14 protein-coding genes are annotated in these 15,334 nt (G+C 62.4%); 1 reads left to right on the top strand and 13 read right to left on the bottom strand.

Annotated features, from left to right (window positions below):
* Positions 1–61: 61 nt before the first annotated feature.
* The 13 genes from QO005_RS15820 to hisD all read right to left on the bottom strand — a co-directional run bounded on the left by QO005_RS15820 (position 62) and on the right by hisD (position 14,217).
* Positions 62–1,708, bottom strand: coding sequence for a CocE/NonD family hydrolase (locus tag QO005_RS15820; protein ID WP_307159022.1), 1,647 nt, complete (start codon positions 1,706–1,708; stop codon positions 62–64).
* Entirely contained in the window at positions 1,692–2,531 is an 840-nt protein-coding gene (locus QO005_RS15815) for a creatininase family protein (protein WP_307159058.1), read from the bottom strand. Before QO005_RS15815 ends, QO005_RS15820 begins: the two co-directional genes overlap by 17 nt.
* The gene (locus QO005_RS15810) at positions 2,528–4,006 is read right to left on the bottom strand and encodes an NAD(P)-binding domain-containing protein (protein WP_307159021.1); all 1,479 of its coding nucleotides are present in this window, start codon (positions 4,004–4,006) and stop codon (positions 2,528–2,530) included. Before QO005_RS15810 ends, QO005_RS15815 begins: the two co-directional genes overlap by 4 nt.
* A 69-nt stretch (positions 4,007–4,075) precedes the next feature.
* Positions 4,076–4,861, bottom strand: a complete 786-nt coding sequence (locus QO005_RS15805; protein WP_307159020.1) for an ABC transporter permease — start codon at positions 4,859–4,861, stop codon at positions 4,076–4,078.
* A complete protein-coding gene (locus tag QO005_RS15800) occupies positions 4,858–5,736 on the bottom strand; it encodes an ABC transporter permease (protein ID WP_307159019.1) in 879 nt (292 codons plus the stop codon). The genes QO005_RS15805 and QO005_RS15800 overlap by 4 nt, the downstream gene beginning before the upstream one ends.
* Complete coding sequence (locus tag QO005_RS15795) at positions 5,733–6,839, bottom strand: ABC transporter ATP-binding protein (protein WP_307159018.1); 1,107 nt, start codon at positions 6,837–6,839, stop codon at positions 5,733–5,735. Before QO005_RS15795 ends, QO005_RS15800 begins: the two co-directional genes overlap by 4 nt.
* 3 nt (positions 6,840–6,842) lie before the next feature.
* Positions 6,843–7,922 carry an ABC transporter substrate-binding protein gene (locus QO005_RS15790; RefSeq protein ID WP_307159016.1) on the bottom strand — a complete coding sequence of 360 codons (1,080 nt, stop codon included), beginning with the start codon at positions 7,920–7,922 and terminating at the stop codon, positions 6,843–6,845.
* 84 nt (positions 7,923–8,006) lie between these two features.
* Positions 8,007–9,032: a LysR family transcriptional regulator gene (locus QO005_RS15785; protein ID WP_307159015.1), complete on the bottom strand. Its 1,026-nt coding sequence runs from the start codon at positions 9,030–9,032 to the stop codon at positions 8,007–8,009.
* Between the two features lie 90 nt (positions 9,033–9,122).
* Complete coding sequence (locus QO005_RS15780; RefSeq protein WP_307159014.1) at positions 9,123–10,364, bottom strand: type II toxin-antitoxin system HipA family toxin; 1,242 nt, start codon at positions 10,362–10,364, stop codon at positions 9,123–9,125.
* Positions 10,357–10,668, bottom strand: coding sequence for a helix-turn-helix transcriptional regulator (locus tag QO005_RS15775; RefSeq protein ID WP_307159013.1), 312 nt, complete (start codon positions 10,666–10,668; stop codon positions 10,357–10,359). The genes QO005_RS15780 and QO005_RS15775 overlap by 8 nt, the downstream gene beginning before the upstream one ends.
* A 239-nt stretch (positions 10,669–10,907) precedes the next feature.
* On the bottom strand, positions 10,908–12,068 hold the full coding sequence (locus QO005_RS15770; RefSeq protein WP_307159012.1) for an alpha/beta hydrolase family protein: 1,161 nt from the start codon (positions 12,066–12,068) through the stop codon (positions 10,908–10,910).
* 62 nt (positions 12,069–12,130) lie between these two features.
* The gene (locus QO005_RS15765) at positions 12,131–12,904 is read right to left on the bottom strand and encodes an SDR family NAD(P)-dependent oxidoreductase (RefSeq protein WP_307159011.1); all 774 of its coding nucleotides are present in this window, start codon (positions 12,902–12,904) and stop codon (positions 12,131–12,133) included.
* Positions 12,901–14,217 (bottom strand): histidinol dehydrogenase, encoded by a 1,317-nt coding sequence (gene hisD, locus QO005_RS15760; protein ID WP_307159010.1) that lies wholly within the window; start codon positions 14,215–14,217, stop codon positions 12,901–12,903. The genes QO005_RS15765 and hisD overlap by 4 nt, the downstream gene beginning before the upstream one ends.
* A 178-nt stretch (positions 14,218–14,395) precedes the next feature.
* On the opposite strand from hisD, the gene QO005_RS15755 reads away from it, so the two are divergent.
* Positions 14,396–15,316, top strand: coding sequence for an NAD-dependent epimerase/dehydratase family protein (locus tag QO005_RS15755; RefSeq protein ID WP_307159009.1), 921 nt, complete (start codon positions 14,396–14,398; stop codon positions 15,314–15,316).
* The last annotated feature ends 18 nt before the right edge of the window (positions 15,317–15,334 follow it).

Here is a 15,334-nt window from a genome sequence, read left to right as displayed (position 1 = left end):
CTCACAGTCTGTTCAAGAATTGCCATTTTCGCCAGGCTAGCGGCGATTATTGGACGGACTGTCAGGCAAAGATCAGTCCTGACGGCGGCAGGATCGGCAGGGTCAGGCGGCTTGCCGCCTCTGCGCCTGTCATGATCCTGAGCGTCGTCACCTCGGCCTGTTGCGCCGGGCTCTGATGGGCAGGACGTCCGCTGCCGGGATTGACGGCAAAGGCCGGGAAAGCCGACGCCTGCAGCGAAAGGCGCAAGCGGTAACCAGCGGGCACCGTCATCATGGCAGGCCGCAATGTCATGGCAAATGGCTGGCTTTTCTCCTCCTTCAGAAGGGTGCGATATCCGCCGGTGATGGCGATGGCCCGGGCATCCGGCGTCACCATGGAAAGCATGCAGCAGAGGTCAAAGCCTGGGCGGTCGCTGGTGATGTTCACAGCGAGATCGGCAGCGCCGCACAGCACAAGCGCCTCCGCCAGCGGCGGCGAGGTATAGACGGCGACATCGGCGCGATCATCGACCATGCAGCGATCGGCAAAGCCATAGGGTGCGCCAAGATGCAAGCCATGTGCGGGTGCCGGTCTCCAGGGATCATGCACCAGAAAATCCGTGCAGGCCTGCTGTGGCTCTGGCATTAACCAGCCATCATGGCTGGTGGTCGCAGCCCGCCCGTTGGAACCGGGAAAGAGTGTGACGGTCTCCACGGCTGGTGGGGTGGGAAAGTCACGCCAGCCGGCTTTTCCGGCATCGTAAAGCCGGACAGGTGATTGAGCCAGTTCGCGCCCCTTCAGCACCTCATCGAAGAAACCGACAATCTCGCGATCGACGCCTTCAGCCGCTTCAGGCCCGCAATCCAGCGCACCGGAGTGCCTGCCCCAGGGAATATGCGTCCATGGGCCGATCATCAGCCTCTGCTGGCGGCTTTTTGCAGAAAACGCAGAGAAGGCGGCAAACGTGCCTTCCAGCATCACATCATGCCAGCCGCCGACATGCAGCACCGGCAGGTCCGGCACAAGGCCCTCAAGGGCGTGATCCGGCGAAACCCGCCGCCAATAGGCCGCATCATCCGCCAGCCAATCGGCATAATGGCTGTAGGCCGAAGCCTGCTGCAAAAGACCGGGATGGACATCCGACGCCTCTGCCTGCGAAAAGCCAGAAAGCAAAGCGGCGACGACCGCTTCATCGCCAGCGCGGCGCGCGACTTCCACGGCCATCTGCCGCGCCCATTCGCGATTTTCCTGGAGACGGAAGGCATTGCCTTCATAGGCCCAATGATCGCGGACATTCCAGGCGGCCATGACGACCGCCATGGCATCCGGGCGGCGGGTTCCGGCGCGGATCGCACCGGACAGCGCCATGAACTGGTTCATGCCGTGATAGCTGAAGCCGTAGCTGGCGACCTGACCATTGCCGCCCTTAAGATCGGCGGCCAGCGCCAGCGTCTCAGCCCCGTCGTCGACATCATCCTCCAGAACACGAAAACGGCCCCCGGAGGCACCCCGGCCACGCACATCCTGCACCAGCACCAGATAGCCCTGTGCCGCATACCAGGCCGGATGCGCCAGCACCACGGTGGAGGCCACCGCCCTTCCATAGGGCAGCCGCAGCACCAGCACGGGATAGGGTCCGCCATCGGCGGGCCGGTAGAGATCCGCCACCAATTCCGTGCCATCGGCCATGGCCGTGCGGATGATTTCAGGTTCAGCGACCGGCAGCATCGGCAGGCCCGCTGCGGCTGAACCGCGTTTGCGCCGTCAGGCGGCTGAGATCGAAGAGACTTGCCGCCTCGATCAGGCGAACAAGATCGGCGGCGGCGCGATCCAGCACCTGCTCGCCTTTCGCGGCGGTGGCGGCAGAGGCATTGCCGCAGACACCGGCCTCATGCAGGTCCTGCGCCTGCCAGCCAAACCCCACCGCGCCTTCGGCGGTCAAGGGACTGCCGCTTTGCGCGATGGCCACCGTCAGCGGCACGAAATCCTCGGCCTTGTCCATCTCCACCAGATGCGGGGCGATAGCCAGCATCATGCTCGTCTCGATATCGCCGCCGTGAATGCCGTGGGCGATCTCTTCCCCGGAAAACAGGTCGTCCACAGCGGTCAGGCGAAACCAGGAGCAGGAGACCGCCAGCATATCGAAACGAATGCGGACATCGCGGCAGGCAATCTCCATCAGCGCCATCTGCCCGCCATGAGAATTGAAAAACACCAGACGGCGAACACCGGCCCGGTGCAGGCTTCCCGCCACATCCAGCCACACCCGGCGCAAGGTCTCGCCATCAACGGCAAGCGTGCCGGGAAAGGCGAGATGTTCGTCCGATTTACCGATGGTCACAGCCGGCAGGACCAGAACGTCATGGGATGGCTGCAAGCGGCTGACCATGCGCTCGATGATGGCACGGTTGATGAAGGCATCGACCCCGACCGGCAGATGCGGGCCATGCTGCTCCACCGCCGCAATCGGCAGCACCGCCACCGTTTTGGTCAGATCCCGCGCCGCAAGCGCTGCGGTGGAATGGTCTACCCAATAGAAAGACCGCATCAGGATGCCCTCGCCGCTGCCGGTTGGGACATATCCAGGTTGAAACCCTCCTCGAAATCCTCGGCCACGCCCAGATCATTAGGGCTGTAGGCTTCAAGCTCGGGCAGCAGGCTGTGCTCGCGGTCGAGCAGCAGCCGTCGCTCCACACCGCGCACCAGACGCGGAAGAGCATGGCGATGACCGCTGATCGAAGTGGAATGCGGCCCCTGGCTGACCGCACTCAGACTGTTGAAGGCAAAGATCCTCGTCAGCCAATCCTCCGCCGGATCTTTCGGCTCGAACGCAAAGTGCTGGTCGAGATAGGGCAGTTGCGCCAGACGGTCATCCTCTTCTCCCATCGGCGGCTTGAAGCAATCGCCCCAGGTCTTTGCCCTTCCGGCAATGTTGCGAAGTTCAGGACGTAGCGCCGGATCGACATGCAGGCCCGTCGCCAGCAGGAGATGGTCAAAGATCAGGACCCCCTGCGGTGTCTCCACCTCGACCCCATCCTTCACCTCGCGCACCGCAAGCCAGGGCGTGGCCGGACGCAAGCGAAAGCCTTGCATGGACAGCGCCGTCTCGAAACTGCGCAAGGGCGGCGGCTGGTCGGACCTGCGGAAAAACCGGGCGATCTGCCAGCGGGTCAGATCGGACAGTTCCGGAAAATGCGTCATCAATAACGGACTTTCCATGGCCCGAAGCGGGTTGGTCCGGGGCAATTTTTTGCGGCGAAAGCAAAGATCGACCGAGGTCGCCCCCGACTGCAAGGCCTTGATGGCGTTGTCGAAGGCGGACGCGCCATGGCCGAGCACGCCCACGCGCCGGCCCTTCAGCCGGGTAAAATCCACCGGTCCGTTGGTGTGGTCGTAACGGTGGCGGGGAAGCGCCTCGCCAATGAAGCCAGGCACCTGCCAGGCCCCTGCCCCGTCGAAACCGGTTGCCAGCACCACAGTGCGCGCCAGCCGCCGTTCGGTCCGGCCCCGGCACTCAGTCGTGACCGCCAGCAACGGGCCTTCCGGTGCGATCTCGATAACCCTGGTTTCATTGGCAATGCGAATGCCGAAGACCGAGGCATACCAGTCGAGATAGGCTTTCCAGTCGGTGCGGGGAATGCGCGGCAACGCCTGCCACGCCGCCTCTCCATAGCGGGTCTCGAACCAGCGGCGGACCGAGAGGTTGGCGACATTGAATTCGTTGCCGACCAGGGTTTTCGGCGTGCGCAATTCCTCCATCCGGGCAAAGGTCGTCCATGGACCCTCCTCCCCCGCCGGGGCGGCGTCGAACAGGCTGACGGAAAGCCCGTCCCAGATGAACTGTGCGGCAATGGTGATCCCGGACTGACCGCCACCGACAATAGCGACGTCATCGACGGGCAGACCGGTCTCAGTGGCAAGGGGCGGCGACCAGGGCGCGGCTGGAAAGCCGAGAAGCGCCAGATCGGCACGGGCGGCCTCCGCAAGACGGTTCAAGGCAGGATCGGCATCAGGCATATCGTGCATAAGGCGTGGTCTCCTCGGCCATTTCCGGACGCCATGGATGACGCGTGCCGGACATGGGCAAACAGAAATTCAGAGAGGTGCCGGAACCGGCGTCCGGCGGCGGCGGCGAAGGAGTTCGCCGATGAAAACGATAAGCGCCGTCAGGCACAGCACCACGACCTGCATGGCATTGAGATCCGGCTTCAGCTCCCGGCGGAATTCGGAGGCGACGATCAGCGACAGCGGCTGGGTGCGTCCAGCCAGGAACATGGAAATGGTCAGATCGGCGAGCGACAGGATGACGCCGATCGAATAGGCAGCCCCGACTGCACCGCGAATTTGCGGAAAGGTGACGCGGCGAAAGGTCTGCCAGGGCGTCGCGCCCAGATCGCGCGCCGCCTCTTCCAGCCGCGGATCGAGCCGCACCAGCACCGCCGCAATGATGGTGGTGGTGAAGGGAATGGCAACGAGCGTCTGGGCAGCAATCAGTGCGGCAGCACCGCGTCCAAGCCCGGCCCAGCTCAACAGCATGGCCTGGGAAATCGACAGAACCGTCTTCGGCACGAGAAAGGGGATGACCAGCAGAGCGATAAACACCACCCGTCCCCGCAGGCGCGGCGCGGTCAGCGCCAGCGCCGCCAGGAGACCGATCAGCGCCGAGAGCATGCCAACGGGCTGCGAAATCAGAAAGCTTGTCAGGAACCCGCTGCGAAAGGCGGCATTGCCCGCCAGTTCGCGATACCAGTCGAGCGTAAAGCCTTGCAGGGGAAAGGCCATCAGCGCCGAACTGTTGAAGGAAAACAGCGATAGAACCGCAATCGGCAGATAGAAAAAGGCAAGAGCCAGCGTGAGGGCGACGGCAGCGGCGCGGTTCATCGCAAACCTCCGCGAAAGACGGCCCGCGCACCCTTCAACTGCAAGACGGCAAATGACATGGCGGTGGCGCAGGCGAGAAGCACCAGCAAAAGACTGAGCGACAGCGCCGAGGCGAGCGGCCAGTCGAAGGCCGTGCCGAACAGGTTGTCGATCATGCTCATCGGCGTGACGCCGGACGGCCCGCCGAGCAGGCTCGGTGTCAGCATGTCGCCTGCGGCCAGTGCGAAGACGGCAAAGAGTCCGACCGAAAGGCCGGGTGTCGTCAGCGGCAGGATCACCCTCAGAAAGGCATGGAGAGGCCGTGCACCAAGATCACGCGCCGCTTCGATCAGCCGCCGGTCCACGAGCTCGATCGACAGCCAGACGGGCAGCACCATGAAGGGCAGCGTATTGTAGAGAAGCACCAGATGGGTGGTGAGCGGCGTAAACAGCAGGAATTTCAGCGGCGCATCGATCAAACCCAGCCATTTCAGCAGGGCATTGACCAGCCCTTCCGAGCCCAGCACCACGCGCCAGGCGTAAATGCGCACGATCTCGCCGGTATAGAGCGGTGTCAGCAATATGACGCTCGCCACACCTTTCCAGGCGGGGGTGAGCGAGGCGATGGCAAGTGCAATCGGATAGCCGGCACAGGCCGCGAGACAGGCGGTCCCAAGTCCGAAAACCACCGCCTTGCCGATGAGAAAGGCAAAGACCGGTTTCGTCACCATTTGCGACCAGGCTTCCAGCGAAAAGCCCGGCACCATGACGAAGGCGTCCATATCCACGGTGAAAACGCTGAACACCAGCAGCAAGGCCAATGGCAGCAGGCAACCGGCCAGCAGCACGGCGATCACCGGAACGGCAAGCTGGGCGCGATGAAAAGCCGGGATCATGCGCCAACCCTCGTGATGAAGGCACGCCCGGGATCGAGACCGATGGCAACCGTCTCGCCCAGGCCGGGCGGTATCTGGGCCGTAAGACGCAGGATAATCCCCGCACATTCGGCTTCGACCAGATAGGTGTTGCCCTGGTAGACGACGTGGCGGACGGTGCCCTGCCATTCGACAGGTGAGCGCCGGTCACGCACCTCGGCGCACAGAGCCATATGTTCGGGACGCAGAACGAGAAGGGCAGCATCTCCAGACGCAACACCTTCGATCACCGGGGCATTGATGATCCCCAACGAAGTCTCGATGGCGGCCATGCCGTCTCTTGCGTCGACGGTGGTCAACGTTCCGGGAACCAGGGTTGCGGAGCCGATGAAATCGGCCACGAAGCCATTGGCCGGACGGGCATAAAGCGTGGCCGGATCCGCGCGCTGGACAATCCGCCCCCGGTTCATCACCACCACGATATCGGAGAGCGCGAACGCCTCTTCCTGGTCGTGGGTGACATAGACGAAGGCAATACCGAGCCGCTTTTGCAGGTCCTTGAGTTCGATCTGCAGATGGCTGCGCATCTTGCGATCCAGCGCCGAAAGCGGCTCATCAAGCAGCAGGAGATGCGGCTCCGCGACCATGGCGCGGGCAACGGCCACCCGCTGTTGCTGGCCGCCGGAGAGCTGGTAGGGATAGCGATCTGCGAATTCCGCCATATGGACCGTCTCCAATGCCCTCAGCACCTTTGGCGCAGGATCAGGCGATCTGCGCCGCAGCGTCAGCGAGAAGGCGACATTTTCAAAGACGGTCAGATGCGGAAACAGGGCATAGTTCTGGAAGACGGTGTTCACCGGCCGCCGCTCCGGCGGCACATCGATCAACGAGCGGCCATCGAGCACGAGCGAGCCGGAATCCGGCCTCTCGAAACCAGCGATCATTCTGAGGATTGTCGTCTTGCCGCAGCCGGAAGGGCCCAGAAAGGTGGTGAAGGCGCGTTCTGGAATATCGAGATCGACGCCATCGACCGCACGGCTGCGTCCATAGGTCTTGACGAGACCCCGCGCCGTCAGAAGCGGCGGCGGGGAGAGCATGGCGGTCGAGGGCAGGACACCGTGCATCGATCAGCTTGCCTTGACTTCGTTCCAGATCTTCAGCCAGTCGGAATAATTGTCGGGCGCGACCGGCCACATGAAGCTCTTCATCACATCCATGTCGTCGATGAAGATCGTCGCCTGTTCTTCTTTGCTCAACTGGTCACGAATTACCGAAGAGGTTGTCGCGTAATTGCCGATTTTCGCAATCGCGCTGGCATAGGTCGGGCCAAGCAGGTAATCCACGAACTTGTAGGCAACCTCCGCCTTGTCTTCCGGCAGATTGGCCGGCATGGCAAAGCAGTCGCACCAGCCCATCACGCCTGCCTTCGGCTTTGCCATGCCCATCGGCAGCTTGGCGCGCAATTCATCATAGGGAACGCGCCAGGAGAAGGCGCAAGCCACCTCCCCCGTGGCGAAGAGATTGGTGAGGTCACCAATGGTCTGCCAGTAGGTGCGCAGGAGTGGCTTCTGGGTGATCAGCAGCTTCTTCGCCTCCGCCAGCTCCTTGGCGTCCATGGTGAAGACCTTGTCACGCGAGACACCGGCGACCAGACCGGCAATGGCGATGGATTCCAGCGCATAATCGCGCATGGCCAGCTGACCGGCATATTTCTTATCGAAAAGGGTCGTGTAGTCCGGCTCCTTATCGAGCTTGTCGGTGCGGTAGACGATGGGATTGAGACCCCAGAGATAGGGAATGGCGAAGGTATCGCCGCCCTCGTTCTGCACCTTCTTCGTGGTTTTGAACACGTCATACATTTTGGCGCTGTTTGGCACCTTGGACATGTCGAGCTTTTTCAGAAGCCCGGCCTTGATGTAGCGCCAGCTGCCGTTGAGAGACGGGTTGATCATGTCCCAATCGGCGGCAGATCCGGTCTTCAGCGCCGCAAACTGCGCATCCTCGCTGGAGAGATAGGAGAGCTTGATGGCCGTGCCCGTTTCCTTCTGGAAAGGGGCCACATATTCGGGATGGCCGTTGGAATCCCAGGTCGCCCAGACCATTTCCGAAACGGCGGCTTGTGCCGATCCCACCCGGCCCATCAGGCCTGCGGCCGTTCCCGCCGCCATGGTCGCCAGGAGATTGCGTCTTGTCATCGTGAAGGCCATCGCGCTGTTCCCGTCTTATGTTTGTTGCATTGCACATAGTGTGCGAAATTTGCGGCGCGATGCCTATAACGTGGACGCAATAGTCTATATTGCCTTTCCGGATGGCATCGGTTCATGGCCACAGATCAGCGCCTCATCCAAAGGCGAGGGCGGCAGGGGTGGTAGCACCATATCCTCTAGCGCCCGCATGCGAGCGGCCACGGTCTTGATCATGCCGCGCAGCCAGATCTGCGCCGGCGAATGGTGCTTACGGTCGTGCCAGAGCATGTAGAAATGCATGCGTCCCAGTTCCTCCGGCGCATCGAGCACCGCGAAAGGAAAGGTCTGCGCCACCTGCTCGGCAAAATGCCGCCCTGTGGTGAAGACGAGATCGGACTGGGCCAGCACGTAAGGCGCGATGGCATATTCGGGAACCGTGGCCCTGATCCGGCGCTTCTTGCCAAGCTCGATCAGCCGCCCATCGATCGGGCTCAGATGCGCATGCCGCTCCGATGTCGGAGAAAGATGATTTTCCTTGAGATAGTCCGCCAGCGTGATGCGGCCACGGCGGCCCGCAAACCGGTGGTTAGGCCGCACAAGGCAGACGATATCCGTGGTTAGAATCGGCGAGAGCCGAAGATGCTGCGGCGGACGCGGCCAGTTGCCGATCACGGCATCGATGGTGCCATCGGCAAGGCCGGAGAGGAGATCATGCTCATCCGGCATGGGGGAAACATCGAGGCTGATATGGGGCGCCAGCTCGGCAAGGGAACTGACCAGCGGCGGCAGGAAAACCGTGCCGAGACAATTGGTGGCAACGATGCGGAATTTGGTTTCCGCCGTTTTCGGATCGAAGCGCGCCCTTTCGCCCAGGCTGCTGTCGATCTGATGAAGAATGCCCTCCAGCGCCTCGCGCAGGGCAAGGCCCCGGTCCGTCGGCACCAGCGCACTGCCGGAGCGGACCAGCAAGGGATCGTTGAACATGTCCCGCAATCGCTTCAGCGTCAGGCTGACGGTGGGCTGCGCCTGCCCGAGAAAATCGGCGGTGCGGGAAACGCTGCATTCGGTGAGAAGAAGGAGAAGCGTCCGCATCAGACGGACATCGAGGCTGCCGATATCATGCGCTGTCATGTCTTGCCTCCACATGATGGGACTGTGGATTGATGAAACGCAATTACCGTGCCAGTCGCCGAAGATGTCCAGAACTGCGCAAAGGGGTTTTCAGGCCGAGCCCCCAGCCAGAACGGGGATCATCGAGCGCACATGCGCATCGATCCGCTCCAGCACTTTTTCCGGAATGACGGCACGTTCGGGAAGGGTCCACCAAAGCTGGTCGACACGCTCCACGGTCTCGGCCACCGTGTTCAGCACCGCAGCCTCCGGTAGCCGGGCGCGGTTGGCAAAGATTTTCCATCGCGGCAGCGTCAGCCCCTTGAACGCGCGCTCCCCGGCAAGCGACAGGGCCATCCGGTCGGCGGGGAAATAGGGAACGGTTGAAAGCACGTCATAAACAGGCGCCAATTGCGGGGCGCTGCCATTCCCGCGATAGATCAGCGACCAGTTCTTGAGGTGCATGTCGCCATTGCCGGTGATGACGGCAAGGGTCAGCCGGCGAACGAATTCGAGCGCGGCGGGCACGGAGACGGCAACGGCGAGCGCCGCCGCGATATCGTGATAGGCCGCGCCCTCATATTTGCGGGAGGGATAGATGCCGAAGACCTGGGCAAAATCCTCGATATGGATGCGCTCGCCTGCCGCCCCGCGATCGAAGCGTCTGACCAGCAGCACTTTTCCATCCGACAGGGTCTGAAACTCCTGGGGAATGCCCTCGAATTCCGACTGTTCGACCAGTTCCCGCTCCGGCACCTCCATGCCAAGAGCGGCGGCGAGCGCCAGATTGGCATATTCGTTTTCCGACACAGCCGGAAACGACGTGGAGGGAAACTTGGCGATATAGGATCCCTGTTCGTCCCCGAGCGGCAGGGTCAGACCGCCGCCCTTGCCGGTATTCTTGATCACCGAGAGCTTCATCTGCACGCCCGCAAGCGAAAACCGCGCCTTCGGTCTTTCCGGCAGCCTGTTGGCGGCAGGCGGCCCCCTGTCTCCCTCCGGCACCACCCGCACGGCTCCCGGCAGGTCCGAACCGAGGGCGGCCAGCAGGTCGAAATCGTTTCCAGCGCGCACCTGACCGGCATGGTGCTTCTCCATCGCCTCGCGTAGCTTATCCTCGGGAAGAAGATTGGCGAAAAAGGCAGGCAGCGCCCGGGCCACCGGCTTCGGATCCTTGCGCAACCCGCCCGTGGCCGCACGAAACGAAAGACTGAGCACCGGCAGACCGCCCGTGGCGCGGTAGCGATCCTCGAAGCTGAAAGCGTTGAAATCTCCCGGTGTGCGAACAATCGTGCCGACCTTGCAATCGTTCAGCAAAACCTGGAGCGTAGAAATGGACCGGGGATCAGCCATCGGCCTCTCCGTCCGACGACACCATGAAGGCGGGCAGGTCTTCGGCGTCGTCCTGCGGTTGCAGCAGCGCATGCACCGCAGGCACCAGCGACTGGGGCACCAGCATCAGTTCCAACCCCAGCGCGCGGGCGATATTGATGAGGGTGGTGGCGCGGGCCGCCGTACTGCCGGCCTCGATTTCGCGGTAGCGCGGGCGCGACAGGCCCGCCATCTCGGCCACGTGCTCCTGCGTCAGGCCCAGCGTCTTGCGCCGCGCCTTCAAAGCCTGCCCCATATCCAGCAGACTGGCGGAACCCGCCTCCATTTTGATCTCCAGGCATATCATTTTCGTTGAAATGATATGCTTACATATCTTAATGGCTCCACGCCGTCAATAAATGATATCCAAACAGATCACTTTTGAGGAAATGATCTTGAAACATATCTTTTTGATATGGCCTTTCAGTGTTCCGTCCTGGGGAAGAGCCCTGATGGCCTGAAGAGGAATAAAGAGAGCGCTGCCACGAAACGCGGAAACGCTCCCAGCAGGATCGAAGGACACCCTTAAACCATGGCGTTGAAGGTTTCGGCAATCCAGTCGGCAATATAATCGCGCAAAATCGTGCCGTTGTCGGCCCCGCAATGCTCCACCTCAAAATCATCGGTGGTGGTGATGAACAGTTCGCGCTTCGGACTGTTGATGGCCTGATCGTAGCTCTGATGCGCGTATTCCAGCGGAATTTGCCGGTCACCAGCGCCGTGGGTAATGAGGAAGGGCACCTTGATCTTTTCCACCACGCCGTTGAGGTTCATGGCGGGCGCCCAGTCCATGAAGTCCTCGATGGTGTTCTTGCCGAACACCCACATCACATGGTCCCAGTAATGCGGCACCGGGCGGTCGCCTTCGCGGGCCATGCGCCGTTTCTGCATTTCGCCCCAGTTATGGTTGGCGCCCATGACGGCGCACAGCGCAAAGCGTGGCTCCATGGCCGCCGCGCGCGGCGCGAAATAACCGCCGAGCGAAAGACCGAACATGCCGATACGGCTGGTATCGACATCCTGACGCGTCAGAAGATAGTCGAGCGCGGCGGAGGCCCAGGCCTCGCTGTCATGACGGCCAACGAGACCGCGCTTGCGCAAGGCCTCGCCCGTGCCGGGCTGGTCGATCACCAGCGTCGAGATGCCGCGCAGCCGGAAGGCTTCCGGATTGCCGGCGCCATAAATCTGCTCCTTCATCGAATCCAGTCCGTTGCAGGAGACGAGACAGGGCGCGGGTCTACCATCGGCGCCCGGGGCGGCCTTGACGAAGAGCGCCGGATAGCTCATGCCCTCATAGGGGATTTCGACGAATTCGACGCCGGTTTCCTGCAGTTCCATGCCCTTGCGGAAATAGGTGAGGCCATCGCCATAAGCCTGCCATCGCGGTGCGTAATCGCGGCTTTGCATGCGCTCGGCGCACAGCAGATAGCCGGCGGCGCGCTGGTATTTGATACCGGCGGAACGCTTCCAGCCGCGCGCCAGATCGCGCTCGGCCATGGCCAGCACCTTATCTGCGACCGCAAGCCAGGACTCGAAAAATTGCGCCGTTCCGGCATCCTCGCCACGGGCGGCGGCCTCGCGGATCGGCTTGCAGGCCGCATCGATCTCCCCGATATTGCCGCCGCACATCAGCGCCAGATTGGTGGAGAGGTTCCAGATATAGTTTCCGGGAAAGGGTTCGTACATGGTTCACTCCCTGTCGCCACTCCGGCAGGCGCAAGGCCCGGATCGGCGCATCAATGATAAGGTCAGTCAGCCGTCCAGCCGCCGTCGATGACGATGGAGGTGCCAGTGATCAGGGCGGCGGCATCCGAGGCCAGAAACACCACCGCCCCCATAATGTCTTCCACCTGTCCGAGACGGCCGAGCTTGATCCGGGACAGGACGCTGTCGAGAAACGCCCTGTTCTCGAAGAACGGCTTCGTCATCGGCGTTTCGATAAAGGTGGGCGCGATGGTATTCGAGCGGATGCCATGCGCCGCAAGATCGAGCGCGAAGGCCTTGTTCATGCCTTCGAGCCCCCATTTCGAGGCGCAGTAAAGCGAGCGGTTCGGCCCGCCCACATGGCCCATCTGCGAGCCCATATGGATCAGCGATCCCTTGATGCCCTTGCCGATCATCGATTTCGCCACCGCGCGGGCCACAAAGAACGCAGCCTTCAGGTTGAGATCGAGAACGGCGTCATAATCCTCTTCCGTCACCTCCCAGAGCGGCTTTGGCCTGTTGGTGCCGGCATTGTTGAAGAGAATATCGAACGGTTGCTGCCCGGCCAGGGTCGCTTCCAGACGGCCGAGATCGGTCACATCGAGGATCAGCGCCTCGGCGGAACCTCCGGCGGTCCGGATCGCTTCGCTCACCGCGCCGATCTCATCGCCGCTGCGGGCCGCCAGCACCACATGGGCGCCAGCCTCGGCGAGCGCCGCCGCCGCCGCCACGCCGAGCCCCCGTCCCGCCCCGGTGACAAGCGCCCGCTTGCCACCGAGGCGGAAGGACGGTGTGCTTGGGAGGACAGCCACCGTCATGCCAGTTCTTCTGCCCGGCCCGCATAGGCGACATTGTCACCGCCATAGCGCCGCACCCGGAGATTGGCCTGCTCGCCATGGCCGGAAAAGCCCTCGAGATCGCAAAGGCGCGAGCAGTAACGGCCGATCATCGCGGAGGCTTCGTCGGTGAGCACTTTCTGGTAGGTGCAGGTCTTCAGGAACTTGCCCACCCACAGGCCGCCGGTGTAGCGCGCCGCCTTTTTCGTCGGCAGGGTGTGGTTGGTGCCGATCACCTTGTCACCATAGGCGACATTGGTGCGAGGACCGAGGAAAAGCGCGCCGTAATTGGTCATGTTGGCCAGGAAATAATCCGGATCGCGGGTCATGACCTGCACATGTTCCGAGGCGATGTCATCGGCGATGCGGACCATCTCCTCGTCCGATTCCGCCACGATCACCTGCCCGAACGTTCCCCAGGATTTGCGGGCGATCTCCGCCGTCGGCAGGATCTCCAGCAGCCGGTCGATTTCGGCCAGCGTATCGCGGGCAAGCTTTTCCGAGGTGGTCAGCAGGATGGCCGGACTGTCCGGCCCGTGCTCGGCCTGCCCCAAAAGATCGGTGGCGCAGATCTCGCCGTCGACGCTGTCATCGGCAATCACCAGCGTTTCCGTCGGACCGGCAAAGAGGTCGATACCGACCCGACCGAAAAGCTGGCGCTTGGCTTCCGCGACAAAGGCATTGCCGGGGCCGACCAGCATGTCGACCGGCGCAATCGAGGCCGTACCAAGCGCCATGGCGCCGACGGCCTGAATGCCGCCCAGCGCATAGATCTCGTCTGCGCCCGCCAGATGTTGCGCCGCGACGATGGCGGGGGCAAGACCACCCTTATAGGGCGGTGCGCAGGTGATGACGCGCGGCACGCCCGCCACCTTGGCGGTGATGACCGACATATGAGCCGAGGCGAGCAGCGGATATTTGCCACCCGGCACATAGCAGCCCGCCGCCTGAACAGGCACGTTCTTGTGACCGAGCACGATGCCCGGCAAGGTTTCCACCTCGACATCGCGCAGGGCCTCGCGCTGGACACGGGCAAAATTGCGCACCTGTTGCTGGGCGAATTCAATATCGGCGATATCACGCTTCGACAGCTTGTTCAGGCATTCCTCGATCTCGCTCTCGGAGAGGCGATAATCCTCGCGATCCCATCCGTCAAACTTGACGGACAATTCGCGCACGGCGGCATCGCCGCGCTTTTCGATATCCGCCAACGTCGCCTCCACGACCTCGCGCACCTTGCGATCCTGATCCGCGACTGCAGATGCCTCGGCGCCGCGCTTCAACCACTGGGCCATGCCGGGTTTCTCCTCCTGTTATCGATGGGGCAGGCTTACAATTAATTGGTCGTTCGTACAAACAAGAGCTTTCGATAGCGGCTATCGATCAAGCCGATAGATGCCGTAGCGCTTGCGACAATCCTGGAACTGATTTATTGGTCGTACAACTAACCAATGATGTTTACGGGAGGATGCGGTGAAAACAGTGATCATCGGCGCACAGGGCTTTGTCGGCCAGCGCCTGGCAACGCAATTGCTGGCCGATGAGGCCGCCGGCCCCCTGGTTCTGATCGACCGGATAGACCCTGCGGAAGAGCGCCAAGACCCTCGCCTGACCACGATTGCAGGCGATTTCGCTGATCCCGACCTGTTCGATACCCATATCGCCGGCGCCTCGACGGTCTACCTTCTCGCCTCCATTCTCGGCGGCGCCGCCGAGGCCAATTACGCCTTGGCGCGCAGTGTCAATCTCGATGCGACGCTGACCCTGATCGAGCGTTTGCGCGATCTCAACCCGGAGACCCGGCTGGTCTTTGCTTCCACCATTGCCGTTTACGCCAAGCCCATGCCTTCACTGGTCACGGATGCGACCCCGACCGGCCCCACCATGGTTTATGGCGCGCAGAAGCTGATGATGGAGGTGGCGATCGCCAATTTCGCAGCGCGCGGCTGGCTGGATGGCGTTTCGCTGCGTCTTTCCGGCGTGATGGCACGGGACGGCGCCGATGCCCGGCTGAAATCGGCCTTCATGAGCCGGGTCTTTTACGCGGTCATGCGCGGGGAAGATATCGTTCTGCCGGTGCATCCCCATTCCCGCACATGGCTGACCTCGGTCGATACCGCCGCCGCGAATTTCCGGCATGCGGGTCAACTCTTATCGTCGAGCCTTGGAACCGCAAGGGCTTTCACGCTGCCCGCGCTCTGCCTCTCCTTCGAGGAACTGGTCGAGGCCCTGTTCCGGCGGTTTCCGGAGAGCCGCTCGAAGGTGAGCTATGAGCCGGAAGAGGAACTGGTGGCTCTGTTCGGCTCCTACCCGTCGCTGGCCACCGAAACTGCGGATCATCTGGGCTTTTTCCGGGATGCCGATGCCGATGCCCTGGTGGCACGTTCATTTTGATCTTTGTATTTGATGGAG

This window comes from Allorhizobium paknamense, from assembly GCF_030815125.1.
Lineage (GTDB): Bacteria > Pseudomonadota > Alphaproteobacteria > Rhizobiales > Rhizobiaceae > Allorhizobium > Allorhizobium paknamense.
Note: the sequence above shows the minus strand (reverse complement) of the source record. Positions and strands in the feature narration are given on the sequence as shown.

Excerpts from the sequence above, each read along its gene's own strand:
- QO005_RS15820 (WP_307159022.1), bottom strand. The coding sequence starts at position 1,708 with ATGCTGCCGGTCGCTGAACCTGAAATCATCCGCACGGCCATGGCCGAT.
- QO005_RS15810 (WP_307159021.1), bottom strand. The coding sequence starts at position 4,006 with ATGCACGATATGCCTGATGCCGATCCTGCCTTGAACCGTCTTGCGGAG.
- QO005_RS15805 (WP_307159020.1), bottom strand. The coding sequence starts at position 4,861 with ATGAACCGCGCCGCTGCCGTCGCCCTCACGCTGGCTCTTGCCTTTTTC.
- QO005_RS15800 (WP_307159019.1), bottom strand. The coding sequence starts at position 5,736 with ATGATCCCGGCTTTTCATCGCGCCCAGCTTGCCGTTCCGGTGATCGCC.
- QO005_RS15795 (WP_307159018.1), bottom strand. The coding sequence starts at position 6,839 with ATGCACGGTGTCCTGCCCTCGACCGCCATGCTCTCCCCGCCGCCGCTT.
- QO005_RS15790 (WP_307159016.1), bottom strand. The coding sequence starts at position 7,922 with ATGGCCTTCACGATGACAAGACGCAATCTCCTGGCGACCATGGCGGCG.
- QO005_RS15785 (WP_307159015.1), bottom strand. The coding sequence starts at position 9,032 with ATGACAGCGCATGATATCGGCAGCCTCGATGTCCGTCTGATGCGGACG.
- QO005_RS15780 (WP_307159014.1), bottom strand. The coding sequence starts at position 10,364 with ATGGCTGATCCCCGGTCCATTTCTACGCTCCAGGTTTTGCTGAACGAT.
- QO005_RS15775 (WP_307159013.1), bottom strand. The coding sequence starts at position 10,668 with ATGGAGGCGGGTTCCGCCAGTCTGCTGGATATGGGGCAGGCTTTGAAG.
- QO005_RS15770 (WP_307159012.1), bottom strand. The coding sequence starts at position 12,068 with ATGTACGAACCCTTTCCCGGAAACTATATCTGGAACCTCTCCACCAAT.
- QO005_RS15765 (WP_307159011.1), bottom strand. The coding sequence starts at position 12,904 with ATGACGGTGGCTGTCCTCCCAAGCACACCGTCCTTCCGCCTCGGTGGC.
- hisD (WP_307159010.1), bottom strand. The coding sequence starts at position 14,217 with ATGGCCCAGTGGTTGAAGCGCGGCGCCGAGGCATCTGCAGTCGCGGAT.